At 44.5% G+C, this 24,602-nt stretch carries 24 protein-coding genes; 19 read left to right on the top strand and 5 right to left on the bottom strand.

All coding sequences use genetic code 11. From position 1 onward, the window contains the following. Positions 1 to 82: 82 nt before the first annotated feature. Positions 83 to 259, bottom strand: coding sequence for a Spo0E family sporulation regulatory protein-aspartic acid phosphatase (locus ACWXW9_RS03255; RefSeq protein WP_494928510.1), 177 nt, complete (start codon positions 257 to 259; stop codon positions 83 to 85). Between the two features lie 205 nt (positions 260 to 464). Here ACWXW9_RS03255 and ACWXW9_RS03250 point away from each other — a divergent pair, with 205 nt between their 5' ends. Continuing rightward, positions 465 to 1,421 carry a nucleoside hydrolase gene (locus tag ACWXW9_RS03250; protein ID WP_134912047.1) on the top strand — a complete coding sequence of 319 codons (957 nt, stop codon included), beginning with the start codon at positions 465 to 467 and terminating at the stop codon, positions 1,419 to 1,421. Positions 1,422 to 1,564: 143 nt separating this feature from the next. Here ACWXW9_RS03250 and ACWXW9_RS03245 read toward each other — a convergent pair whose 3' ends face one another. Then, the gene (locus ACWXW9_RS03245) at positions 1,565 to 2,749 is read right to left on the bottom strand and encodes a sensor histidine kinase (RefSeq protein WP_494928262.1); all 1,185 of its coding nucleotides are present in this window, start codon (positions 2,747 to 2,749) and stop codon (positions 1,565 to 1,567) included. 500 nt (positions 2,750 to 3,249) lie between these two features. Here ACWXW9_RS03245 and ACWXW9_RS03240 point away from each other — a divergent pair, with 500 nt between their 5' ends. The 5 genes from ACWXW9_RS03240 to ACWXW9_RS03220 are packed head-to-tail and all read left to right on the top strand — an operon-like array spanning position 3,250 to position 9,196. After that, positions 3,250 to 4,443: a hypothetical protein gene (locus tag ACWXW9_RS03240; protein WP_494928261.1), complete on the top strand. Its 1,194-nt coding sequence runs from the start codon at positions 3,250 to 3,252 to the stop codon at positions 4,441 to 4,443. Between the two features lie 5 nt (positions 4,444 to 4,448). Further along, complete coding sequence (locus ACWXW9_RS03235; protein ID WP_494928260.1) at positions 4,449 to 5,585, top strand: hypothetical protein; 1,137 nt, start codon at positions 4,449 to 4,451, stop codon at positions 5,583 to 5,585. Between the two features lie 20 nt (positions 5,586 to 5,605). Next, on the top strand, positions 5,606 to 7,627 hold the full coding sequence (locus ACWXW9_RS03230) for a polysaccharide deacetylase family protein (protein WP_494928259.1): 2,022 nt from the start codon (positions 5,606 to 5,608) through the stop codon (positions 7,625 to 7,627). 20 nt (positions 7,628 to 7,647) lie between these two features. Next, positions 7,648 to 9,042 carry a hypothetical protein gene (locus ACWXW9_RS03225; protein ID WP_494928258.1) on the top strand — a complete coding sequence of 465 codons (1,395 nt, stop codon included), beginning with the start codon at positions 7,648 to 7,650 and terminating at the stop codon, positions 9,040 to 9,042. Between the two features lie 28 nt (positions 9,043 to 9,070). Beyond that, a complete protein-coding gene (locus ACWXW9_RS03220) occupies positions 9,071 to 9,196 on the top strand; it encodes a hypothetical protein (protein ID WP_014278618.1) in 126 nt (41 codons plus the stop codon). Positions 9,197 to 9,783: 587 nt separating this feature from the next. On the opposite strand, the gene ACWXW9_RS03215 is transcribed toward ACWXW9_RS03220, so the two are convergent. Beyond that, on the bottom strand, positions 9,784 to 10,131 hold the full coding sequence (locus tag ACWXW9_RS03215; RefSeq protein ID WP_494928257.1) for a hypothetical protein: 348 nt from the start codon (positions 10,129 to 10,131) through the stop codon (positions 9,784 to 9,786). 79 nt (positions 10,132 to 10,210) lie between these two features. Here ACWXW9_RS03215 and ACWXW9_RS03210 point away from each other — a divergent pair, with 79 nt between their 5' ends. The 12 genes from ACWXW9_RS03210 to ACWXW9_RS03155 all read left to right on the top strand — a co-directional run bounded on the left by ACWXW9_RS03210 (position 10,211) and on the right by ACWXW9_RS03155 (position 23,325). After that, positions 10,211 to 11,671 carry a lipase family protein gene (locus tag ACWXW9_RS03210; protein WP_494928256.1) on the top strand — a complete coding sequence of 487 codons (1,461 nt, stop codon included), beginning with the start codon at positions 10,211 to 10,213 and terminating at the stop codon, positions 11,669 to 11,671. A gap of 37 nt (positions 11,672 to 11,708) precedes the next feature. Then, complete coding sequence (locus ACWXW9_RS03205) at positions 11,709 to 12,005, top strand: hypothetical protein (protein ID WP_494928255.1); 297 nt, start codon at positions 11,709 to 11,711, stop codon at positions 12,003 to 12,005. Positions 12,006 to 12,408: 403 nt separating this feature from the next. Next, a complete protein-coding gene (locus ACWXW9_RS03200) occupies positions 12,409 to 12,753 on the top strand; it encodes a hypothetical protein (protein ID WP_023990832.1) in 345 nt (114 codons plus the stop codon). 176 nt (positions 12,754 to 12,929) lie between these two features. Beyond that, positions 12,930 to 14,003 carry an ABC transporter substrate-binding protein gene (locus ACWXW9_RS03195; RefSeq protein ID WP_134912050.1) on the top strand — a complete coding sequence of 358 codons (1,074 nt, stop codon included), beginning with the start codon at positions 12,930 to 12,932 and terminating at the stop codon, positions 14,001 to 14,003. Next, positions 14,003 to 14,932, top strand: a complete 930-nt coding sequence (locus tag ACWXW9_RS03190) for a nucleoside hydrolase (RefSeq protein WP_483870411.1) — start codon at positions 14,003 to 14,005, stop codon at positions 14,930 to 14,932. Before ACWXW9_RS03195 ends, ACWXW9_RS03190 begins: the two co-directional genes overlap by 1 nt. Positions 14,933 to 14,959: 27 nt before the next feature. Continuing rightward, positions 14,960 to 15,781: an ABC transporter permease gene (locus ACWXW9_RS03185; protein ID WP_494928254.1), complete on the top strand. Its 822-nt coding sequence runs from the start codon at positions 14,960 to 14,962 to the stop codon at positions 15,779 to 15,781. 6 nt (positions 15,782 to 15,787) lie between these two features. Beyond that, positions 15,788 to 16,576 (top strand): ABC transporter permease, encoded by a 789-nt coding sequence (locus ACWXW9_RS03180; RefSeq protein WP_494928253.1) that lies wholly within the window; start codon positions 15,788 to 15,790, stop codon positions 16,574 to 16,576. 16 nt (positions 16,577 to 16,592) lie between these two features. Next, positions 16,593 to 17,651, top strand: coding sequence for an ABC transporter ATP-binding protein (locus tag ACWXW9_RS03175; RefSeq protein ID WP_134912053.1), 1,059 nt, complete (start codon positions 16,593 to 16,595; stop codon positions 17,649 to 17,651). Between the two features lie 28 nt (positions 17,652 to 17,679). Beyond that, positions 17,680 to 19,407, top strand: coding sequence for an adenine deaminase C-terminal domain-containing protein (locus ACWXW9_RS03170; protein ID WP_494928252.1), 1,728 nt, complete (start codon positions 17,680 to 17,682; stop codon positions 19,405 to 19,407). 703 nt (positions 19,408 to 20,110) lie between these two features. Then, a complete protein-coding gene (locus ACWXW9_RS03165) occupies positions 20,111 to 21,340 on the top strand; it encodes a M20 metallopeptidase family protein (protein WP_494928251.1) in 1,230 nt (409 codons plus the stop codon). A 230-nt stretch (positions 21,341 to 21,570) separates the two neighbouring features. Continuing rightward, positions 21,571 to 22,050: a Dps family protein gene (locus ACWXW9_RS03160; protein ID WP_494928250.1), complete on the top strand. Its 480-nt coding sequence runs from the start codon at positions 21,571 to 21,573 to the stop codon at positions 22,048 to 22,050. Between the two features lie 150 nt (positions 22,051 to 22,200). Then, a complete protein-coding gene (locus ACWXW9_RS03155) occupies positions 22,201 to 23,325 on the top strand; it encodes a nitric oxide synthase oxygenase (protein ID WP_494928509.1) in 1,125 nt (374 codons plus the stop codon). A 12-nt stretch (positions 23,326 to 23,337) separates the two neighbouring features. On the opposite strand, the gene ACWXW9_RS03150 is transcribed toward ACWXW9_RS03155, so the two are convergent. Further along, positions 23,338 to 23,511 (bottom strand): hypothetical protein, encoded by a 174-nt coding sequence (locus ACWXW9_RS03150; protein WP_162833914.1) that lies wholly within the window; start codon positions 23,509 to 23,511, stop codon positions 23,338 to 23,340. Between the two features lie 123 nt (positions 23,512 to 23,634). Here ACWXW9_RS03150 and ACWXW9_RS03145 point away from each other — a divergent pair, with 123 nt between their 5' ends. Further along, positions 23,635 to 24,093, top strand: coding sequence for a hypothetical protein (locus ACWXW9_RS03145; RefSeq protein WP_494928249.1), 459 nt, complete (start codon positions 23,635 to 23,637; stop codon positions 24,091 to 24,093). 69 nt (positions 24,094 to 24,162) lie between these two features. Here ACWXW9_RS03145 and ACWXW9_RS03140 read toward each other — a convergent pair whose 3' ends face one another. Beyond that, positions 24,163 to 24,600 (bottom strand): AbrB/MazE/SpoVT family DNA-binding domain-containing protein, encoded by a 438-nt coding sequence (locus tag ACWXW9_RS03140; RefSeq protein WP_494928248.1) that lies wholly within the window; start codon positions 24,598 to 24,600, stop codon positions 24,163 to 24,165. Between the last annotated feature and the right edge of the window lie 2 nt (positions 24,601 to 24,602).

The following is a 24,602-nucleotide window of genomic DNA, read 5'->3' as shown; positions in this document are numbered from 1 at the left end:
GGGACCGGACAGGGAAATGGGGGCTTTATATGTTGAACTGACCCGAGAGGGGAAGGATTGTATGGTGGGGACCAAGGGGGCATTAGTTTCTCTTCTTTCTTTGCTGGGCAAGGACTACATAATGATCCAGACGTTGACTCAGCTCTACTATGGAAGGGTCGGTAAAGGCGGTATGTTGTGCCTTTGTAATAAGCTCTCTGCGCAATTCTTCAATGATGGCAAGCAAACCATCCCCGGATGCATTCAGATTGGATACCATAGGCTGCACCTACTTCCCTGCTGCTCGTAAGAGTATAAAAGCAATTGCATAAAAATTGAATTATACATTAATGGTAAATATAGGGCTTTTTTCTTGATGTAAAGTAGTATAGCACATTTACTCCCGTGAAGCGATCAGTCATAATGAAAGATGATTGCCGATGAGAACATGCCTGTTACGCGGGGATAAAGGAAGGAAGAGACAGATGAGTCAGACAAACGTTTATTTTAATCATGATGGTGGAGTGGATGATCTGGTATCCCTGTTTATGCTGCTCCAGATGGAGCAAGTTCATTTGACGGGAGTATCAGTTATTCCAGCAGATGGTTACCTGGAGCCTGCGACGGATGCCAGCCGTAAAATTATTGATCGTTTTGGTAAAAATAAAGGATCTGTGGAAGTCGCGAAGTCTAATTCACGCGGTAAAAATCCATTTCCTGCTGCTTGGCGTTTACATTCTTTCTATGTAGATGCATTACCTGTACTGAATGAATCGGGACAAATGGAAGCGCCGCTTTCCGCTCTGCCGGCTCATCAGCATCTGATCGAAAAGGTACGTGGAGCCGAAGGCAAAACACTGCTCCTGTTCACTGGACCACTGACCGATCTGGCACGCGCGCTGGATGAGGCACCGGATATTGAAGAGAAAATCGACAAGCTGGTATGGATGGGCGGCACCTTTGAAAAAGGTAATGTAGAGGAGCCTGAGCATGATGGCACAGCAGAATGGAATGTGTTCTGGGACCCCGAAGCGGCATATCGGGTATGGCAAAGCGGCATTACCATTGATCTGGTAGCGCTGGAAAGCACGAGCAAAGTACCATTAACGCCAGCCGTACGCAAACGTTGGGCTGCCGAGCGCCGCTATGAGGGCGTGGATTTCCTGGGCAACTGCTACGCAGGGTGTCCGCCGCTTGTCTATAGCGAGACGAACTCGACCTACTACCTGTGGGATGTGCTGACCACCGCATCAGTGGGACGTCCGGATATTGTAAAGAAAAAGACAGTACATTGCAGCGTCATCGCAGACGGCCCGAGTCAGGGCAGAACCGTGGAACAGGCGGAAGGCCGCCCTGTCAATCTGGTATATGACACAGACCCTGAAGCCTTTTTTACGTACATGTCGGATTTGGCCAAGCTGGCTGCTCCCAAGCGTTATTAGGCTCAGCCCTGCACATATACGTAAGCTTAGAGTGACATTACTACCTATTAGCAACCTTCAACAACATGAAAACCCTTGACGATATCCGTCACGGGTTTTTGTTTCCCTTTTAGGCCATATATGAGCAAAATCCAGCCTCTGCTTTAAGCTAATTCCTGATATTTTTTCAATGTGAGATGGAGCGTAATCTCAGTCCCGCTACCGGGTTCGCTGACCGCTGTCATCTTGCCGCCCATACGGTCTAACAGATGTTTGGTGATCTGCCAGCCCAAGCCGGAATTATCATATGATGGGGAGGAAGTACGGTAATGCTCAAGCCACAACTTAAGCTTATTCGGTGATATTCCCATTCCGGTATCCTTAACTGTTAATTCCAGTCCAATCTCAGGTGCATCTGCGGCTGATCGGGTGGCAGCAGAGAGAGTGACTGTCCCTGCATTTGTAAACTTCACCGCATTGTCTACCAAATTGATCAGCATTCGCCGGATCTTGGCCTCATCCCCGATGAAAATAGGTGAATTGGCGAGATTCCAGTCCAGTAGCAACTCCAGACTCCGTTGCTCGGCTTGTTCCGCGTAAAGGCTTAATATATTTTCCATCATAGTTTTCAAATCAAACGGGTCCTCAATATCATCTATCTGTCCGGATTCAATATTGCTGTAATCCAGAACATTATTCAGTAGCGTCATAAGCGAGCGGCTGCTCGACTCCATAATACCCATATATTGCTGTTGTTCCTCTGTTAGCTCCGTCGTCAGCATCAGATCGGTAGCTCCCCATATTTCCGTTAGCGAGAACCGGATTTTATTACTCAGGGACGATATCAGATCCAGCTTGTTCATGGAGGAAATTTCAGCCTGTATCTTGTCCTTCTCCAGCTCTACCACATAACCCAGAAATACAGCCATGGCATGGAGTGCTTTCAGCTCTGTTTCTGTTAATTGCGCCGATGGCGCGTCCAGGATACAAATGGTGCCGTAAGCCTGGCCGTTTTTCATACGAATGGGAATTCCGGTAAACGAGTGATTTCCGATATTTTTAGTCACATCCAAATCGCATGTGTGCGGGTGAATGGACGTATCTGGAATGGTGAGGTGATCCGCAGAGGCATTCAAGACTAGACTACAATAGCTAAGCTCAAAAGGAAGCACATTCCCTTCCTGAACCAGTACTTCTTCCCGGTTAAATGAATCTACAATTACGTTCGTAATCCCGTCATTGGTGGCGATAAAAATCGTATTTACACGCAGAATACCGCTAAGTACATCAATGACATGCGTAGTAGCCTCTTGAATACTATTATAAAAACCTGTAGAAGAAGTAATCATGTGTCTCCAATCCTGATGCAAAGTGGTAGTTATCCAAAACTATAACAGTTTGTGTATATCCAATTTCTGATTCTCTGAATGTGTTGTTGGAGTCTACCATGTATTATACATGATTATTTCATGGTAGACCGAGCTTTCCACTTCGATTGACCTATTCGCTTGCGCAAACCTTTATGGAATAGGTCTCATGAGGAGGTTTTTTTGAGAGGTATTGAGGTACGAATACACATTTATGAAATCATTTAATGATTTTTTTGGTTTTTTATACATTCGTTTGCAATCTCATCATATGAAAAAAGTGTAATTAAATAGGAGGATAGAATCAGTAATATCATGTAAATATTCTATATAATAGGTTCAGAGGTGGGATTATGAATAGACTGGAAGCACTAGAACACTTTCAAAAGACCTATGCGAAAGATGTGCTGAGCCAGAAATTACACCAAGTAGCGTCTTTGTATGAACAAAGGGAAAATTAAATTTTGAAATGAGGAAAAGTAATGTACAAGCAAAGTTACGGTTATTTCATTATGATGCTTGTATTGATTTTGGGAGTAACCGCATGTAGTCCTTCAGATACCAGTACTTATAACAATGAAAAAACAGCCCCAGTCAAAGTCAAGCAAGAGAGCACAGGGAGCTATAAAGGTCAAGAAATCGTAAAAGCCAAGAATATTGCACCTGTTGGTCCGAAGCCCCTTCAGGAAGAGGACTTTGAAATTTCATATCAATTACACAAGATTGATAAGAATACGGATATTAAAGAACTCATCCAGAAATGGGGTTATGGTGAGGGATTTGAGGCTAACAATAGGGGATATAATAGCGGAAATGGAACTTATAGAAGATGGAGTCTGTCCTATCCTAACTATGAGGAGCCAGAAATAAGATTTGTAGTTTTATCTAAGATTGAGCTTGAAGGTGAGGATCTGGTGGATGGTGAAAGCTATCTAGTGGCTGTGAGCTTGGAAAGTCCCAAGTTTAAAACAAAAAGAGGATTGAAGATCGGTGATACACTTGGCAAAGTACTACAACTCTATGGCCAGCCCAGTATCATAACAAATGGGAGTCTACTCTACTCCGAAAACGGCCTGCATTTGAGGATTCGGTGGGATACTAAAACTGAAAAAGTAGACAATATTTTCATTGAATATAACATGGAGAAATCCATAAGACAGCAACATAGCACAGATTATGTAGAAGAAGATGCTCAGCCCGACCCTGATCTGGAACCATATACTATTCAAGAAGGACAGTCTTTTACCACTACTCTCAATGGATGGGGAAAAGTAAGGTTTGTATCTACATTAAAAGATGAGGAGAAGAATGATCTGATACAAGCAAAGTTTTTTTTGGAAGTTAACAGCCAAAAGTATGTGGATAACAAGATTTTATACGAATTCCCCGAATTTTATGGTAACAGTGGTAGGATGATTGACAGGATCAAAGCAGTAAGCTTTAAGGACTTAAATCAGGACGGGCGTACGGATATTGTCATAATTGCGGATTATATCACAGGGGTAAATGCGTACGGGGTAGAAACGCTCCCTGTCGCGGGGATTTACTTTCAGAAAAAGGACAATACGTACACTACCTTGCCTGAATTGGATAAGAATATCAATCAATCAGGCCACAATCGAACGCTTCAAAATGTCATTCAATACGTAAGCAAACAACGGATAAACGTGCAATAAGTAGTGTGAAAAGGGAGTTTTTTGAAATCAACTTTATAAAACAAAATAGAATACTATTTTTAATAGTGTTAATTGGCCTGCTATTGAATGGATGTTTGGAAAAACACACGAACGAGAAGCAACAGGTAGTTGAGCCCAACAAACCTAGCACTCAAGTGATAGAGCAAAAAGCTGTGACTGAACCAGAGCCTGCTGCTCAAGAACAAGATCGAAATAGCAATATTGTTACTCCAATAAATAAAAGAAGTAGTGCTCGCGCTACAGATTCGGACACATTGGATCAGTTTATAAAGAAAATTCAACCCAAGGATGAGCATCTTCAAAAAATATTAAAAGAAGATTTGGATCGTGATGGAAAGCCGGAATACGTGCTTGCTTTTGGGCTGAAAAAAGATAACTTTGACAGCATATTTGTAATTCGGGAGGATGCCAATTTTCATATCATTGATAAATTGGAGGACCCAGTTATGGTTGTGCATCTTAATAAAGATGTGAAGATCATGAAGTTGGATCAAACAGAACAAAAATTTATCGTGGTATATTCCACTAGCGAAGTGGATGATGCAAAAGGATTTTCTATATTTGCTTTGGACGATAACCAAATTAACAACGTGAATTACAATTATCCAGAAGCAACAGGGCAAGGGAGCAGGAAGCTGGAGGACATTAATAAAGATGGTGTTTTTGAGGATGTGAGTTACTACCGTTTTCAGGATACTCAACAACATACGATAATGACTTATCAAAAATTCGACAGGACTGAACCAGAAAAATCAAAAGTACTATATGAGAATAAAAATAAGAAATTTGCATACCCCACGGTTCCTAAAGATATTATTCAAAATTATTTAGAAGATCATTATCTTATGAATCGCTTCTTGATACACTTGCCTGAAATGGTGGAATTCACTGCTTTGTCAGCAAGTCCAAAAAATAATTTTGAAGATATTATAGATTTTTCCGCTATGGACTATACGGGATTAGATCTGAATATAAAAGAGATTGCTAATGAGGCTAATCAGCGGGCGTTTTTGGTAAAGAGTAGCTCAGAAGAAGAGGAATCAAACCAAGGACTTGTATTTACATTGGAAAAACAATCAGGCAAGTGGAAGATTATGAGTATAGAGATGAACGATAAATAGTAGAGAGCGTGATATCCAGCATGAGTTACTTGAAGTACAGGCGTTACGTGCTGTTACTACTAATTTCCTGGGTAGTACTGAACGGATGTACGAAGGGAAATGATTCTTCAAAAGCAGCAACAAATCATACGCTTTCTCTCCAGAGTGACGCTAAAACGATTTCCTATTCGAAAAAGTTGGAGGCATTAGTTCAAAAACTTCGAATAGTCAACGATGAAAATATGGATTCTGATGTCAGACAAAATAAGCTTCAGGACTTCACACAGGATCTTAATTTGTTGTTAAACGAACCAGAAAGTGTAGGGATGAAGGACGGAGAATTTGCAGAAAAGTTTGATAACAAACTTACTGTGATAACGAAATCGTTCCAGTTAAAAAGTGGACGGCTAAACGTTAGAGTTGTGAATTATAGAGCACCTACTACGCTGACAGGTACGATCGGAGATAAATACACATTTATTCAGTGGTGGAGTACGAAGCAGCTTGTACACGCCCAGATGATTGAGGATGGCGGGCCAGAAGTGACTACAGATTTTGTGGTTCGAGATTCAGAGCACGGAATACAGTTGTGGTTAGGGGGACATGTTTCATTATATCATCCTGCCCCAGTATTTGTTGCTTTGTGGGAGTTGTCTGGGCAAAAGTGGACGCAGAAAAGCATAAATGTAGGTAAGATGAAGCTCCCAGATACGTGGGAACTGAACAAGGATATGAATGAGCCTATTGTTCTCGAGAGTCGACAACATGATAGCATGAGTATCGGAGTTTTAGACCACGACGATGGTTTCTTAATAAACAGTGATGATTCTGAACAGAACATTATCATTGAGTTCTCCAAAAGCGGGGAAGTCCGTATTGATTCTGAACATAGCATCAGCTCAAATACTCATATTGAACAGCAAAGCTACGAACTCATTCAAGCGAAATATTCGGAACATGGAATCGTGATTAAATATCCTCAAATTACAAAACTTAAGGATACTGCAAAGCAAAAATCTTTAAACCAAATTCTTAAGACCGAAGCGGTAAAAGGATTACACAAACATGTCGATTCTGGTACTGAAGCTCATGTAGCGATTGATTATGAAATTAAACGGCAAAGTGGACGGTTCTTGAGTGTTCAATATGCGGGTGTTCGTTATGTGAAGGGTGCAGCCTATCCTAATCATATTTTTTATACGACCAGCTTGGATATGAAGCAGGCTTCAAGATTGAGATTAAGTGATCTGGTAAAGATCGAAAAACCTTTTTTAGAGCTTTTAAAAAGCGGGAAATTCTCAGCTATAGAGCCAGAACAAAAAGATTTACTTGGTAATTTTACTCAAGATGAGTTAAATCAATGGTTAACAAGTGCAGACCTACTAAAAGGTTCAACTGACGATTCAGAATTAGGTGCGTTTAGTTATCTTACAAGTGATTCATTGGGAGTGAGTATACCCGTGGCTCATGCAGTAGGGGACCATGCAGAGTATGAGGTTCGTCTTGCGCAAATTCCAGATAATATCAAGCAAAATAAAGAACTATGGAGTGAGCTAAGTCCTGTTGTTGATCAGCCAGCTACCGTTGTTAACGGGGGGAGATTGGATACCAATCAATATGAAGTTGAAGAGTCACAGTCTTTTCGAACCACTTTCCAAGGCTTTGGGAAAGTACGGTTTGTATCCACATATGGATATCCGGAAGGTCTTCGTAAATTCTTTTTCTTTCTATTAGATGATCAAGGACATATTTTATATCGATTCCCTGAGTTCTACGGTAATGGTGAGTGGGTCGCACGTTACGGAGGCGTAGAAGCGGTGGCCTTCAAGGATGTAAATAAGGATGGATTGAAGGATGTTATCATCATTGCCAATGTTGATAACGGGATTCATGGACCTGGTAGAGTTGATGAATTTCCTATAGCAGGTATCTACTTTCAGAAGAAAAATAAAACCTTTACCACACTCCCTGCACTGGATCAGGCCATCAACGATCAGGGACATAATCAAACCGTTAAAGATGTCATTCAATACGTAAGCAAACAACGGATGGACGTAAACTAACCGACAAAAGGAGCAGAATCATGGGATATCCAATCATAAAGTATAACGGAACTGTTCTATCTCTTAAAAATCCGAAAATTAAAGTTGTACAGAAAATGAATGAGCATGTGAAAGTCTTTTTGACGGGTGTGTTAACCGGCACTCAAATGGAAGAGTACACGGATCATATGGAGGCAGGAGCTAAGTTAGTTGTTTCTTACCTGAATGATGATCAGAAACAGATTGTATTGTTTAGAGGATTAGTCACACAGTTCAGAATCAAGTTGGTGTCCAATGTAGCCTATTTGGTCGTCGAAGCCCTATCCTATACAAGCCAGCTGGATGAAGTTCCTCATAGACAATCCTTTCAAAATGTAAAAATGAAGCTACAGGCTTTGCTTGAACATGTAATCAAATCATACCCTAAAGCCAATTGTACCAGTCGCTTAAAGGATCAGCTTTTACAGGAATTTACGATGCAATTCGATGAGACGGACTGGTCGTTTCTGAAACGTATAGCGTCTCGGCTCGGTTGGGGGCTGATACCCGATCCGATAGGAGAGAACCCTCAGTTTTATTTTGGATTACCCGATGGTGTCCATAAAGGTGAGCTGAAACAGTATAACTACTCGATGACTAGAAAAACCAAACCAGGAGCAAGCAAAGACGACAATCTTTTATATTATAAAGTGCAAACGACGGAGGCGAAAGATGTCCTCCTGCAAATTGGGGCTGAGGTTAAGTTCAAAGGGAAGTCTTTATACGTCTTGCAGTCTGTTGCGTTTATACGGCATAGTGCCTTGTGGCATGAATATGTGCTAACCACCTCTGATGGAATGAAGCAGGAATTGATCCTAAACGAGAACATTCGGGGCATGTCATTGAAGTCGAAGGTGATTGGAATTGAAGAGGATCATGTGAAGGTGTTTTTTTATGAAATGGATAAGGTCAAGCCGAACGTTAAGGAAACCTGTGCTTTTCCACATGCTACATTTTATACATCGGAAGGAAATACGGGGTGGTACTGCATGCCGGAGCTTTTTGATTTTGTAGATATCTACTTTCCGACCTCTAAAGAAAAAGACGCCATTGTAACCCACTCGATCCGCAAGAGATCCAAAGGCGGTGACTTTATTAAGGACCCGTCAACGAAGATATTTATGACTAAGTACCGCAAAGCTATTATATTTGAGAAAAATGAAATTTTAATCACGGGGAATGATGATGAAGTGGTGATTCGACTGCTGGATGACCATGGAATCGAACTGCGGAGTAAAAAGGACATCCGTGTTAAGGCTGACGGCAACTTAGTATTCAATGCGGGTAACACAATACAAGTCACAGCGAAGGATGCCATCGGTTTAAAATGTAAAACAAGTCTGGTAGAAATGGACGGTAACATCAAAATGACCGGAGAAAAGATAAAGACGCAATAACTAAATCCATCATGAGAGGATAAAAAGTATGGCTAAAGTAACTACAGGAGCAATCGTAAACGAGAAACCGCCTACCCAAGAAGATATGATTCAAGAATGGAAACGTAAAATAAGCAAAGGCGAATATCCTTTTATTCATGTAACTAAGCATTAAGTGAAGAGTATTAAATATGTTTAGCAACAAGTAAATAAGGCTCCTAAGGAGCCTTCAGAGTGTCGAGAAAGTCCAGAGGACTTTTCGACACTTCTATTTTTATATGGGGAGACGCATCTTTTAAAACAAAAATCGATTTAAAACGATCTGAGGACCCTAGTTTTTAGACCACTAAGACAGTTTTAAACCCCCTGCAGAAAAACAGGGGGTTTCTCGACAGCCTGAAGGCTCCTAAGGAGCCTTATTTGAGTGTGATGATCTATACCCTTTTAGCACTATTATGTAGTCGTAAAGGTGAATTTTATTAACTACATTTGTCATTGCATACTCTTTAGTACAACAAATTAAAAATGGTGTTCATCTATGCAATTTTCCCCTAACATACAGTTACAAAGACCTATTTCACATAAGCTATGTACTATGACCATCAATACTGAATCCAATGACTTTATACTTATTTTTCCTCATGGCTATATCGCTCGTAGATAGGATGCACTATAATTATACTACTTCTTAATTTGGGAAAAATTAGACTTTAACATAGATTAAAATATGTTGAAAGTGAAATGCTCGATGAGTATCCCTTCTCAGGAAGAAGGGGTCTTGTATTTGGGAACTTCACTGTCGATAAACCAATCTGGTCCAGAGACGTCAATCACTTCTTTGGTTTTATAATTATAGTAGATGGTAATTTTGTTGTCTTCATGGCCTTTAATGTACCCATACAGATAGAGTCTGGAGTGGACAGCAGGATCATCCACAGCATAATCCTTTAATATGAAATCGGCACTATAGTGTTCTTTAATAAACTCCACGCCGATGGGAGTGGCGACGTCTACTAATTCTTGTTTCTCTTTGTCGGACAAGTTGGAACAACCTCCTAAATACATAGCAATTAAAATAAGTGCCAGAATCAGTGGGATTTTTCTGTTCAAGTTACAATTCTCCTTTTCTGGTAATCACCTTTTTCATAACTCTATAATATATTTACACAATAGACAAGGTGGGAATAACTTGACCTACATTAACGATAAAACATACTGGACCATTGCGGATAGAGTTTATGACCGAGAGTTGACTGCCAAAGATTCTAAAAGCAGAATTCTTCCTGACTGGAAGATTGTTGAGCCTGAAGGAGCTATGCTACATGATACGAACGGTTCTGGATTCGATGCGACTGTATTCCTTAACGAGAAGACCAATCAGGTGATCATCGGTTATAGGGGTACAGAACCTCCAGATCGCCCCAAATGGAGCGTGGCGATGGACTGGGGAACGGATATCAGCGATGTCGTCGGAGGACGCGCGAAAACGTTGGAAGAAGTCCATCAATATTATGAAAATAATAAGGCAGAGGTGGCTAAACTCCCACCACAAGTGCAAAGTGCATTTCTTCAATATGAGGAAAAGTACCAGAATAATCAATTTACACAGGCTCAAAATTTATATGATGTCGTAAAAAAACAGTATCCCTCTGCTGAAATAACGACCACAGGCCATTCTCTAGGAGGAGCGGAGGCAGAATATGTGGCGGTGCGGAACGGACTGACATCAGTCGCTTATAATCCACCAAGTATTGTACATCTGTTACCGGATGATCTTCAAAAGAAGGTGGAAAATGGCGATTTTCGAAAGACGAATGTCGCTTATGTCAATCCGAAAGATACTATCGGTTCGGGAGCTAATGATGCACAGCCACATGTGGGTACAACCTACTTTATAGACAATGATTATAAAACGGCTAATAAAGCCAAAATCACTATTCCTGTTTCATTACCAGTCGAAAGAGAAAATAAGTGGGCTAACTTTTTTTTGGGGCCCAAATGGTCTCCCATTGTGTATGTCCCGATTACGTTGCCTATGATGCAGCAAGATCCTATTACAAAGTTCTATAATTCGGTAATGGGAGAAGCAACACATAGCATGGATCATTTCACATTTGATGAAAACGGCAATATAATCAATCCACTGTACACGATGGACGGTCAATTGGTGGAAGGCAATCCACGGGTGCAGGCGTACGAGCAAATGCTGGCCGCGCGAGCAGAACTCAAGGAAGTCATGGGCGATCTGGTTGAACGCTACGGTGGGCAAATGGGCACCTTTGGGCAGTTTGCTGCTACTGCACTGGGAGTGAATCTGATGGGAGAAGGACAGCAAAATGGTCGCACCCATGGTGGGGCATATTTTGTGGGCAACAAAAATGGGGGCACAATTCAATTAACAACTGAGGAGCTAAAGCATGCGGCTAACCAGATGCGTTCCAGCCTGCATGGGTTCTCTAGTGATACCCGAGCATCCATCCAGTTATTTCAGGCTCATATCGGGACAAGTGAAAGTCAGTCTTTGACCCCAATTGCGCATAGTGCAACGGCAACGTTAGATCGGATTAATCGCTGGTATCAGGAATCAATTACGGAGATAGCAGAATATATAGATCGCAAGGGTCAGGAATTCACGATGGTGGATCAGTAATAGATCAGCTGTAAGAACACAACAGGGGGCAAAAGAGATGGGCAGAATATTTTTGAGCCTGAGGGATCTGCGGAGGGCTGTACAGCAATGCGAACAGCTAAAGCAAAGACTTCAGCATCAGGAGCAGCAGATGAGAAATATATATGGTCGTCTGCAAGACTGGAGGGGCGAATCGGCTGCTGAATTAACACGTAAAATGGAGACGTTTCTCCAAGGCACAACTGTACGAATACAGGAATTGGACGATCATAAAGAGCAGTTAAAACGTTATATTCGGAAAATGGAAGAAGCTGATCGGCGTGAGGAGAGACGCAAACGGGCTGCACAATGGTAATGTAAGGATCAACCATTAAGTCAGCTACATAACATAAAAAAACCGTACAACCGCTTGGCGACTCCAGCGGGGTGTGGTTTAATGCGCTTAAATAAAAACTACATATATAGTAGAAGAAAAAAATATTCTCCCGGAATGGCGACGATAAAGCCTTTGGCCAGAAATTTACCGGAGTCTACTTTAAATTACTCTGTGGGGGAATATAGCAGCGTTCGGAAGCTTGAGGATGAGACGAAAAAAGTGTAAAAATGTTGAAAAGCTACAAAGTTCGACATATTGTTCGCTTTTTCGCATCATATGTTATTGAATTAGGGATTTTCGTTTGCTATTTATCGTATATTTATGTATAATCTATCGTGTTGAAAGATTGATTGTACGTAATATGCTGATGAGGGTGGGTTCATTGACGCTGCTCGACAGTAACGAAAGCAAGAAGCGGATGTGCCAGATTTACAATGAAGTTTCAAAGGAACTGTTCGGCTTCGGGACCACGCTGCTGCGGGCCACCGTTGAGAACAACATTGTTACCTTTGTGGCGAAGCACCGGCGTTCTCCACGCTCGGCGGCATTGGAAGTGGAAGCCCCCGGCTTGAAGCTGGAAGTGGATTTCCGAATGTCCATGCTGTACAAGAAGAGACTTCGCGAGAAGCTGATTGAGGATATGGAGCTCGATATAGAAGCTTTACTGCGCGATTATGATGCAGCAACGCAGTGGGCAATTACGAACATCATACTGAAAGAATCCTAATAAAATTGGATATTCGGCTTTTCGCTTCGGATCTATCTGAGGGGAGAACCTGTTATAACGCGCAGCGGGATCAACTTATTCTTTGTTTACGAAGAAAAGTATTCTTGTTTTACAAGAGTACTTTTCTTTTTTGTGTCATAAGGTGTGCAGAATAAAAAAAACAGGGGGAGTTTCAAATGAAAAAATGGTTTAAAGGGTTCATGGCTTTGACCTTAGCATCTGTTGTGCTTGCAGGTTGTGGCAGCAATGCTACCGGAGGTCAGGAAGATGGAAAAAGTAACTCGGCTGATGGCAAGAAGAAGCTAATCATTTCCACATGGGGATTCTCCGAAGACTTCTTTAATAAAGAAGTGTACGAGCCTTTTGAGAAGGAACATAACGTTGATATTGTAGTAGAGATTGGGAATAACGCAGAACGTTTGAACAAAATTAGTCAAGGAAGCACAGACGTCGATCTGATTTATCTGTCTGATTATTATGCTCAACAGGGGATTCAACAGGGTTTGTTTGAAAAGCTGGATCGCAGCAAGGTGCCAAACCTGAATCAAATTTATGATATTGCCAAAGCGCCGCTGGGGGAGGAATATGGCCCTGCTTATACGATTGGGCGCCTCGGTATTGCTTACAACCCGGAACTGGTTAAAAAGAATGTGACTTCTTGGGCTGACCTGTGGGGCAGTGAGTTCAAAGGAAACGTGACTCTGCCGAACATTACGGCTACGGCTGGACCGATGGTTGTTGATGCGGCCTCCAAGGTAGCGGGGAGTAAAGAATTTAATGAGGATCAGGCATTCGGGAAACTGAAAGAGCTGAGTCCGAATATCGTTAAGTTTTATAGCAAAACCTCCGAATTCGTCAACATGTTCAGTCAGCAGGAAATCGCGGGTGGACCGATTATGGAGATGTATTTCAAAGATTTGCAAGCAGCTGTACCTGGAGCCAAATTTGTAGCGCCGAGTGAAGGGGCTTATGCAGTAATGAACACGATCAACGTGGTTAAAGGCTCCGACCAAAAAGAATTGGCTGAGGAATTTATCAACTGGCAGCTGAGCAAGGAAGTTCAAGAGAAGTCCGCCAAGGCGAAGGTTGATTCTCCGGTGAATACGCAGGTAGTGCTGTCCGGTGCGGATACAGAAGGAATTACGTATGGTGCAGATGTGGTCAACAAGCTGACCAAGCTGGATATGAAATTCGTCAATGACCATATCAAGGAATGGACGGACCGCTGGAACCGGGAAGTTGCCCAATAATGAAAAAAGTCATATTAGATGTAGATACAGGTATTGATGATGCGTTGGGTATTTTATTAGCGGCCAAAAGCGGCCAGTTGGATGTTACAGCTATTACTACCGTGTGCGGTAATGTATCGCTTAAACAGGCAACATTGAACACATGCAAAATCCTCGACCTTTTGGATAGACCGGATATTCCGGTCTATCGGGGGGCCGATGCCCCCTTGATCCGTAAAGGATTGCATGAGCATCGTATTCATGGAGAAGACGGTATTGGCGGCGCATTGAGTGGGGTTGTCCCTGCTATTTCTGCGTCCGAAGGCTTTGCGCCGGACATCATCATTGATACAGTCATGGCTCATCCGGGAGAACTGACGCTGGTTTGCACCGGGCCGCTCACGAATCTGGCGTTGGCGCTTCTGAAATGTCCGGAGTTGACGCAATACGTCAATGAGGTCATTTTTATGGGCGGTGTTATTCACGGGTGCGGGAATATTACACCTGTAGCGGAATATAACATGTATGCTGACCCGGAAGCGGCGCGGATCGTATTTCATGCCGGATTCGGGCGCTTGATACAGGTGGGACTGGATGTAACACGGAAGGCACTGCTGACAGCGGACCATATTGCCCGTCTCACCGATCCGGCGATTCGCGGCTATGTAGCTGACAGCACCGCCATCTATACCAAGCGCTATGAGGAACGCAACGGGGTAAAAGCGTGTGCGCTTCATGATCCGCTTGCTGTAGGGGTTGCTCTGAATTCGAGTCTGGTAGAAACTTCGCCCATGTATGTCGATGTGGAAACCTCCAGTCGGATATGTGACGGACAAACGGTGGGCGATGTGCAGAATCGTCTCAATCATAGTCCAAACATGAACGTGTGTGAACAGGTGGACAGCGAGGCATTTCTGGAGCTATTTATTCAGGTGCTGAACAAGGAATAACATTTTGATAACCGCAAGGAGCTACCCATGAAGAAAACATACTTGTATTGGCTGCTGCTGCCAGGTCTGCTCTTTCTGGCGGTGTTCATGGTCATTCCGATTGTGTTGACGATCGGCTCGACCTTCGTACAGAACAGCTCATTCACCCTAGAAGGCTATCTCCATTTCTTCAAGGACCCTTATTTTCTGAAAATATTGCTGACTACGCTGGAAGTCAGTGTCGTTACGACGCTCGTATGCGTACTGCTCGGCTTCCCGACAGCTTATTATATTTCGCAAAAGGCCCCGCGCCGTAAAGGGGTTTTACTGGCCTTGGCTATCTTTCCCTTGCTGACCAGTCCAGTGGTGCGTTCATTTAGCTGGATGGTCATTTTGGGTCGTAAAGGGCTGTTGAATAACGTGCTCATCGATTTAGGACTCGTTGATGAGCCGCTGAATATTTTGTATACTCCGACGGCAATGATTATTGGTTTGGTTCATTTGTTTCTACCGCTGATGATTATTTCACTGATTGGTGTACTCGAAAATATCGACGGTGATCTTGTCCATGCGGCTCAAAGTCTCGGTGCATCACGTTTCAGTGCATTCCGTAAAATTGTGTTTCCGCTGTCTGTACCGGGTCTGATTATCGGAAGCATTCTCGTTTTCGTGGGCAGCCTGACGGCTTATACTACACCAGCACTACTTGGAGGAAAACAGCGCGTCATTGCTACATTTTTGTATCAAAATGCGATGACGCTGAATGACTGGTTTCTCGCCTCCGTTATTGCAACGATTATGATTGTCATTACATTTATCGTGGTCGGTCTCTTAAATAAGGCGGCCCATAAACTCAATCCGAAGGGGTAGGTGGATATGCGGGAGAAACATTACGGACTAGGCTTCTTTAGCCTGCTGGTCTTCATCTTTCTGCTCGGTCCGCTGTTGATCATATCGGTCACTTCTTTCGAGCCGGGCACGGTATTAAAATTTCCTCCGCAGGGCTTTTCCTTGCGCTGGTATGAAAATATTTTTGAAGTGGATTTGTTTATGTCCACGTTCAAAACGTCAATTGTCGTCTCTCTGCTGGGCAACATCTTGGCGCTGCTGATCGGTATGCCTGCCGCTTATGCGCTTAGTCGTTTTTCGTTTCGCGGGAAGGATGCGCTGAATGCCTTGTTTCTCTCCCCGCTGCTTATACCGGGTATTGTGCTTGGTTTTACACTGCTGCGTTATCTGATCATTGTTTACCATTTACCAGTATATACTGGACTATTGATCGGACATACGGTGATTATGCTGCCGTTCATTATAAGGGTCATTGCATCCAGCTTGTCCAACTTTGATTTTGCGATTGAGGAAGCAGCGCTCAGCTTGGGAGCCGGACGGCTGGAAACCTTTTTCAAGGTGGTTCTGCCCAACATCCGCTCAGGTATTATTGCGGCTATCCTGATTGCCTTTCTGGAATCATTCAACAATGTCGACATTTCCGTCTTCATGACAGGACCGGGCTTCAGCACCCTGCCCATTCAAATGCTGACCTACGTCGAAAATTATTTTGACCCGACGATTGCAGCGATTTCGGTAATGCTGATGATATTGACCGGTATTCTGATGTTCTTGATTGAACGACTGATGGGATTGTCTTACTTCACTAAAAGGTAATGGAGGCTTCAACCATATGGCACTGCTTACTCTGGATCGCGTATCGGTCGCTTATGACAATCAACTGATCTTGCAGGATTTCGATTTGCAGCTCGAACGGGGGCAATTGCTCTCGCTGCTCGGACCGAGTGGATGTGGCAAAACGACCACGCTTCGTCTGATTGCAGGATTTCTCGAAGCTAAACAAGGAACATTTTTGTTTGGCGATAAGGATTACACTCGGGTTCCGGTGAATAAACGGAATTTCGGTTTTGTATTCCAAAGCTATGCGCTTTTCCCGCATTTGTCCGTTTTTGATAATGTTGCCTTTGGCCTGCGGTTGCGCAAGGTGAAGGAAGATGATGTAAAACGCCGTGTTATGGCTATGCTGGATACGGTCAGTCTGGGGGGCTTTGAAAAGCGGTTCCCCGGTGAATTGTCCGGTGGACAGCGTCAGCGTGTTGCGATTGCGCGGGCACTTGTGATTGAACCCGACCTGCTGTTGTTCGATGAACCGCTGAGCAATCTGGACGCGAACCTGCGTGTGAATATGCGTGTGGAAATTCGCCGTATTCAACAGGAATTGGGGATTACCACCGTATACGTATCGCATGATCAGGAAGAATGTTTTTCGATTTCTGACCGGGTTGCGATTATGAACAAGGGGAATATCGAGCAGTTGGATGCGCCATCGACGATTTTTAAATATCCAACCACCGAATTTGTCGCCCGTTTTATTGGATTCAATAATTTCCTGTCCTTTGACGAGCGTGCTGAGGAGGGGGAACGAATTCGTCTGAGTACAAGCGATCTTTCGTTCAGTGTGGCCCGTAATCAGGGTACAGTCCAGCCGGGTGCCCGTCAGGGGGCTATTCGTCCGGATGATTTGGTTATCCGCACAGAAGGCAATGAGACGGGGGAAAATGAGCTTCCCGGCATCATTAAAGTGAGCACTTACCTGGGACGTAGCTATCAGTATGTGATAGAAACGGCGAAAGGAAGCTTCACCGCCAATCAGGAGATGGATACGCCATACCTGAGCGGTCAACGGGTTACGCTGCATTTTCCGGCAGATAAAATGGTGCTGGTCCAATAATCAGCGGGTTCAATGAAGGAGATACATCATGCGTGCAGACAAAATGATTTTACAAGTAAAAGTGTATAACAGCTATTACAAGACGTTCGAGGAAGGCAATGTTGCTATACTTGACGGAAAGTTTATGTATATCGGTCAGCGTGGCCTGGAGTCGTTTGAAGTGAATGAAATTGTGGAAGGGCACGGGAAATATATGATTCCCGGCCTGATCGACATTCATCTGCATATCGAGAGTACAATGGTGACACCGGCAACCTTTTCCTATGGGCTCATTCGCAACGGTGTAACGACGATTGTACCGGAACCGCACGAAATGGCAAATGTTTTCGGATTGGAAGGCATTCAGGAAATGATGACGGCCAGCAAGGAGTGCGTAGCTGATATGTTCTATGGCATTCCAAGCTCCGTCCCGGCAACACCTCTGGAGACCTCGGGTGGGGAGATTGATATTCCTGAGATTGATGCACTGTTGCAAACCGGTGAGATGATCTGCCTGGGTGAAATTATGAACTATGTGGATGTGATTCGTGACCCGGAGAGCAAGACCAATCGCATTTTACGCCATGTTCGTGAACAATACCCGGAGCTGATCATTGAAGGGCATACGCCGCAGTTGCTTGATCTGGACCTGCATCAGTTGATCTACGCGGGAATTGGCTCGGACCATACCCACCAAAGCATTGAAGGCATGAAGGCGCGTATGGCTGCGGGGATGTTCATTGAGATTCAAGAGAAATCCATGACCCCTGAAGTGATGGAGTATTTGATTCAGGAAGACGTGGCGCAGCATTTTTGCTTCGTAACGGATGATGTGATGCCGGATTCCTTTGTAGAGCGTGGACATCTGAACCATATTGTAAGCAAAGCGATTGGGATGGGCATGAAGCCTGAGGATGCGATCTATGCAGCTACGTTCACACCGGCGACCCGGATGCGTATGCACGACCGGGGGACAATTGCACCTGGGAAAATAGCTGATTTTGTATTGTTGTCAGACCTGAGCCATTTTGAAGTGGAACGGGTGTACAAGGACGGGCAGAAGGTATTCGATAAATTTGAGGAATATCATCAAGAATCGTTAAGCTGCCGTTTCCCATCTCATTTTTACCAAAGTGTAAAGCTGAAGCCACTCACGGAGCAGGATTTTACTGTAGAGCTGGATGTAGCGGATGGTACGCATCATTGCCGTATTATGATGGTGAAGGACGGATCGACCTTTACGAGCGAACGAATTGCACCTGAGCAAGTGGCGAATGGTGAGCTGATGTGGGAACAGAGTGAGCACGGGCTTATCGCTACTTTTGAGCGGTATGGCAAGAACGGTAACCGGGCCTATGGTTTGATCGGGGGAGACACGATTAAGCGCGGAGCGGTGGCAACCACGTATTCGCACGATAACCATAACTTGCTGGTCGTGGGGCATAACAAGCAGGATATGATATTGGCGGCGAATACGGTTCTTTCCAGTCAAGGCGGCTTTTGCGTAGTTGAAAATGGCAAGGTGCTGTCCCATCTGCCGTTAACCGTAGGCGGGATTTTAACAGAAGGACCGCTGGAAATGGTAGCGGCCCACGTGAAGGAGCTGCGTTCTGCCTTGCTGTCGCTCGGCTACCGCCATTACAATCCAATCATGTCGCTGAGCACTCATTCTTTGCCAGTCAGCCCGGCTTTGAAAATTACGGATCACGGCCTGATTGATGTAAACGCAGGCAAGGTTGTACCCTTGATTGTGGACCCTTCGGAGATAAAAGAATAATAGTAGAGCCGACCCTCTTACGGGCCGGCTCTTTTTTGAGTGGTTAGGGTTATGGTTGAAGTGATTTTATTTTAGCACCTCCCATTGTGATGGATTCGCTCCTTTTAGAAACAAAAGCCAGTTTACCAATCATATAAGATGATCTTAAAAAGTTACCTATAGTGCCACTCCGCAGACAGATGGTGCTTCCCATCGCCACCGCCCCCGGATTTCCGGAATAAAGCTTATGATCAGGGGAGAAATCCGGGGATGTGATGCTTCCGAAGCGAGCTTTCCTACGGAAAGCTTATAAAGCGACCGCTTCGCTTGTACAGCACCATTCTATCTACTCCGTTTTCTATGTGAATTTTCAAGTTCAACTTATTATATCAACCCCTTTTTTAATCTATTATACCTTGTCATCCAGTGAGCAAGCACATATTGAGCAGCACTTTGGCAAGCCGGATTTTTTGACGTCAATTACCAGGACGAGAAAATCGTGTAGTTGGGTGATCACATCCAATTTTCCCCGTGTGGTAGGGTTCATGAGTTTATAAAAGAGATATTTCCTGAACTGGTGCTTTAGCAGACAAAATTAACATCTTCTATACTCGTATTAATGTAACCTATGTATAGCGCGTTGACGGCATGCGGGATAAAGACTACATTTAGGCTGGATATATACTACAAATATTCCGATTGGATTTTAGGGGAGTGTTCAATAATGACTCGTGCTTTTGATGATCTTGTAGTGCCAGACGCGTTGGAAACGGATTTGATTGCATTTCGACGGGAATTGCATCGTTACCCGGAAGTTTTGTTTGAGGTGGAACGGACGGCTGCGTACATAGCGGAGCTTCTCCAAAGCTGGGGGCTGGAGGTGCAGACAGGAGTCGGGAAACATTTTGGTAAGGGAGTTGTCGGTATATTGCGCGGGACACAGGCCGGGGATACGGTGCTACTGCGTGCGGATATAGATGCTTTGCCTGTAACAGAGCAAAACACCGCCGATTATATCTCCATGATCCCCGGAGTCATGCACGCGTGCGGGCATGATGCACATACGGCGATGCTGTTGGGAGCCGCTCAGGTGCTTAGTCATAATCGAGATCAGGTTCGAGGTACGATTAAGTTTGTTTTTCAGCCAGCAGAGGAGGGGGTGTTGGTGTCTCCCCTGGATGGCAGGCTGATTAGTGGAGGAAGGGATATGATCGAGGATGGTGTGCTGGAGGATGTAAAGACAGTATTTGCCATGCACGTATGGCCTGATTTCCCTGTAGGAACGATTGGATTTCATCCGCACACGGCTATGGCCGCTTCTTCTCATTTTACAATCCGGTTTGCCGGACTTTCGGGACATCACAGCACGCCCCATCTTTCCTCAGATGCTATAATTATGGTCGCTCAATTTATCACGGATATTAAAATATTTATGTCCACCGCCATCGACCCGCAGGAAGCGGCTGTCCTATCTTTCGGTACACTGCAAGCAGGCAGCGCCAAAAATGTCATCGCAGGGCACAGCGAAATTACTGGAACCTTCCGGGCTTTTCGCACTGAGACGGTTGAACGGATCACCCAAGCAATTGCAGATCGCGCGAACAGCATTGCATCTTTACATGGCGGCTCTGCACATATTACGCAACGAACCGGAACGGTTCTTCACAACGACCCTGTGGTCGTACAAGCAGCGGTGCGCGCGGCAGAGAAAGTCTTTGGAGCGGAAAGTACGAAGCTGCTGGATACTCCATTTTTGGCCGGGGAAGATTTTGCGCTGTACACACAGCATATTCCCGGCGTATTTGGTTTTATAGGGATAAGCACGCCAGATACACAGCAAGCATATCCGCTGCACCATCCCCAATTCGATATCGACGAACGAGCCTTGATTTTGGGTACACGAATGCATATAGAGTTTGCGTTGCAGGCATTGAACGAAGTGAAGGATAACTGAATTTTCAAAGGATATGACACTTCACGTAATCTTCATGATTAAGACCTGATAAGCTCTTGAAAATAACTGAGCTAGTGTTATAATTAAAACAGGATTTAGATTAAGTCTAAATTAATTGCTGAGTATTTATTGGAATCACGCATGGGATTTGCAGGTTAATCAAACACTAATGTCACGGGAATTCAGGCTTCACTCCAACTATACTATGGATGATGAGAGGGGAATTACACATGAGTACATTAAATCACACGAACGTTCAACCTACACAAGAGGCTATTCAAGAATTGCATAAGGCTTTGAACCGTCAGGTAGCTACCTGGTCGGTGTTGTACACGAAGCTGCATTATTTCCACTGGTACGTAAAAGGACCTCATTTCTTCACACTGCATGCAAAATTTGAGGAGCTTTATAATGAAGCGACAGCTAACCTGGATATGATTGCTGAACGTTTGCTGGCCATTGGAGGCCGTCCTGCCGCTACCTTGAAGGAGCATTTGCAACTATCAGCTATTCAGGAATCCGCAGGTGAGCAGGCAGCCGAAGATATGGTAAAATCCGTGGTTGCGGATTTCAAAATCATCACGACTGAGCTGGCTAACGGCATGGAAGCAGCGGATGCGGCACATGACAAAGCGACAGAGGATCTTCTTAATGGTCTGAGAGAAACGGTGGATAAACATATCTGGATGCTTAGTGCATATTTGGGATAAGCTTCTGGGAGGGATTCCCACGGATATGAAGATCAGGTGAACAAGACACTCATCCCGTTGGTTCCAGACCGCCACTGGAGTATAATAACGGATAGGCGTGAAAGACAACGGGCTCATAAGTATGGAGAGCTGCCGGGATGGGGTGTACGTATGGAAGTAAAGCAACAGCTTTTGCGTGAAGCAGAACAGTTTATATATACATGTTATGAGGAGCTGGGCCGAAGCCGCGATGAAGCGGAGGCCCGGCTTCTTGATATTCGTCATGACATTGAAACTACGGGAACGTATGATCATACCTATGATGAGCTGGAGCATGGGGCACTGATGGCATGGCGTAACAGCAATCGTTGTATCGGTCGTTTGTTTTGGGACAAGCTTCTGGTAAGGGATGCCCGCGAGGCTTCCAGTATGGCAGAAGTCGTCCATGAACTGTGGGAGCATTTACGCATAGGCACAAATGACGGTAAAATCAAGCCGACGCTTACCGTGTTTCGCTCGTCCAAGCCGGGCCAACCGGATATTCGCATTTGGAATCATCAATTGATTCGATATGCTGGCTATGAGACCGCTGAAGGGGTGATCGGGGACCCGATCTCGGTTGAATTCACAAATGCGTGCCGCCGCATGGGCTGGCAAGGAGCGATGACTCCCTTTGATGTATTGCCGCTGGTTGTGGAAGCAGGTGGACAGCCTCCTGAGCTGTTTGATATTCCCAAACATCTGGTACATGAGGTGCCTATAGAACACCCGGAGCTACCAGGTTTGGCTTCGCTGGGTTTGCGTTGGTACGCCGTGCCTATAATTTCGGACATGACGCTGGAAATTGGCGGTATTATCTACACGGCAGCTCCTTTTAATGGCTGGTATATGGGGACAGAGATTGGAGCCCGTAATTTTGCCGATACCTTCCGTTATAATATGCTACCGCAGGTAGCTGAGCTGATGGGGCTGGATACTACCAGCGAAACGACATTATGGCGTGATCGGGCGCTGGTGGAGATGAACAGTGCGGTGCTCTATTCTTTTAAAAAAGCGGGAGTCAGCATTGTCGATCACCATACGGCAGCTACACAATTCCAGTTGTTTGAGGAACGGGAAGCCGAGGCGGGGCGTGCGCTCACAGGCGATTGGACATGGCTGATCCCGCCGTTATCTCCGGCGACCACGCATATTTTTCACAGTTCCTACGATAATAGACTTGTAAAGCCCAATTTCGGAGTTCAAGAGAAGCCGTATATGCCGAAGAAGCCCCAAGGCTGTCCTTTTCATTCTTAATCATGGAAAGCTTTAAGCATCGGAATCAGGTTCCAGCTTATCCCATGCAACGATAAATAGGGTAGCTAGTGGCCCAATTAATAATGAGAGCAAAAACCAGTTTAGCCCGCTCCGGTTTTTGGCCTGTGCCAGACCGGCGTTAATCAGGGCAAGTGTTCCCCAGCCTACGTAATATTGTTCTTGCATGTTGCCCTCCTTTTTTTAAAAGGTATACTATCTTACTGTGCAATACATGAATACATTCATTATTCTATATGATTAGAGTACATTCAGCTTTTTCATATCATAAGTTTGAGGAGAGAAGCGGAATTGGAAAGAAATCAGGCAGAGTGCATCGTCGCTGAGCTTTTGCAACGGGCTGATATAGGTGTGACGGTCAAGCTGGAGAAACGGTTTCCCGGAGGGCGGCTGATTGGGGGGAAATATGCCATGAATGCTCACGCCATTACGATGTATACAGACACGATTGAAACACAATGTATACAGATGTTCGGTAGCGTCGAACGAGTCGAGGAGTACTTTACGGTTGTGCTTGCGCATGAGGTTGGGCACGCCGCTGATTCTGAGCTGCTTGACCTTTCCGATGCTTTGGAGCAGGAGAGCGGTTTAGGGACTCGACAACGGCTTGCGCTGCAAATTGAAGAAAATGCATGGAACTATGCGCTCAAATTGGTGCCAGAGATTGAGGCAACGTTTATTTCCGCCGTAATTGAAGAGTCTTTGTTGGCCTATCGGGTCCCGGTTATGGAGCAGTCTGACATTGCATAAGGATGATGGTCCGAGAGCCGACAGGCTCTTTTTTTTGTGGCTAGATTAAACGCTTATAATTGGAACGATTCAAAGCAGCAGTTTTTTAAGCTGTGACACGCGTCCCTGAGACAAGTCGAGCATCTCGGCTAATTCTTTTTGTGAAACATTAGGGTGCTCTTCCATGAGCTGTTTTAGTTTATACAGGAGTTCAGTTTGATTTCTGTAATTCCGTCTTTTCTTGGGCTGAGCAGGACGTGTTTCGCTTGAATGACTGGAAGGATTATCGCTCTTTAGCTTCTCAATACAATCGCTGCATATCAGATGATCTCTGAAGTAGCTCAGGTTATCTACGGCACCGCAAAAATAACAAGATACCCCTGTGTATTTACGGATCATCAGCCCCTCGGGTGTAATAAAAAAATCAAGGGCGTCTCCAATATTGATATTCATAGAATTGCGCAGCTCCTTGGGTAGTACGATGCGGCCCAGATGGTCTAATGGTCGTGTCATTCCTGTATTTTTCATTA

The organism is Paenibacillus sp. LT-B23 (genome assembly GCF_059417685.1).
Note: the sequence above shows the minus strand (reverse complement) of the source record. Positions and strands in the feature narration are given on the sequence as shown.

Bases quoted from the DNA above. Each gene is read 5' to 3' on its own strand.
- ACWXW9_RS03150 (WP_162833914.1), bottom strand. From the start codon at position 23,511: ATGCAAGAACAATATTACGTAGGCTGGGGAACACTTGCCCTGATTAAC.
- ACWXW9_RS03155 (WP_494928509.1), top strand. From the start codon at position 22,201: ATGGAAGTAAAGCAACAGCTTTTGCGTGAAGCAGAACAGTTTATATAT.
- ACWXW9_RS03180 (WP_494928253.1), top strand. From the start codon at position 15,788: ATGCGGGAGAAACATTACGGACTAGGCTTCTTTAGCCTGCTGGTCTTC.
- ACWXW9_RS03250 (WP_134912047.1), top strand. From the start codon at position 465: ATGAGTCAGACAAACGTTTATTTTAATCATGATGGTGGAGTGGATGAT.
- ACWXW9_RS03240 (WP_494928261.1), top strand. From the start codon at position 3,250: ATGTACAAGCAAAGTTACGGTTATTTCATTATGATGCTTGTATTGATT.
- ACWXW9_RS03175 (WP_134912053.1), top strand. From the start codon at position 16,593: ATGGCACTGCTTACTCTGGATCGCGTATCGGTCGCTTATGACAATCAA.
- ACWXW9_RS03140 (WP_494928248.1), bottom strand. From the start codon at position 24,600: ATGAAAAATACAGGAATGACACGACCATTAGACCATCTGGGCCGCATC.
- ACWXW9_RS03205 (WP_494928255.1), top strand. From the start codon at position 11,709: ATGGGCAGAATATTTTTGAGCCTGAGGGATCTGCGGAGGGCTGTACAG.
- ACWXW9_RS03195 (WP_134912050.1), top strand. From the start codon at position 12,930: ATGAAAAAATGGTTTAAAGGGTTCATGGCTTTGACCTTAGCATCTGTT.
- ACWXW9_RS03220 (WP_014278618.1), top strand. From the start codon at position 9,071: ATGGCTAAAGTAACTACAGGAGCAATCGTAAACGAGAAACCGCCTACC.
- ACWXW9_RS03165 (WP_494928251.1), top strand. From the start codon at position 20,111: ATGACTCGTGCTTTTGATGATCTTGTAGTGCCAGACGCGTTGGAAACG.
- ACWXW9_RS03225 (WP_494928258.1), top strand. From the start codon at position 7,648: ATGGGATATCCAATCATAAAGTATAACGGAACTGTTCTATCTCTTAAA.
- ACWXW9_RS03230 (WP_494928259.1), top strand. From the start codon at position 5,606: ATGAGTTACTTGAAGTACAGGCGTTACGTGCTGTTACTACTAATTTCC.
- ACWXW9_RS03190 (WP_483870411.1), top strand. From the start codon at position 14,003: ATGAAAAAAGTCATATTAGATGTAGATACAGGTATTGATGATGCGTTG.
- ACWXW9_RS03170 (WP_494928252.1), top strand. From the start codon at position 17,680: ATGCGTGCAGACAAAATGATTTTACAAGTAAAAGTGTATAACAGCTAT.
- ACWXW9_RS03245 (WP_494928262.1), bottom strand. From the start codon at position 2,749: ATGATTACTTCTTCTACAGGTTTTTATAATAGTATTCAAGAGGCTACT.
- ACWXW9_RS03255 (WP_494928510.1), bottom strand. From the start codon at position 259: ATGGTATCCAATCTGAATGCATCCGGGGATGGTTTGCTTGCCATCATT.
- ACWXW9_RS03160 (WP_494928250.1), top strand. From the start codon at position 21,571: ATGAGTACATTAAATCACACGAACGTTCAACCTACACAAGAGGCTATT.
- ACWXW9_RS03185 (WP_494928254.1), top strand. From the start codon at position 14,960: ATGAAGAAAACATACTTGTATTGGCTGCTGCTGCCAGGTCTGCTCTTT.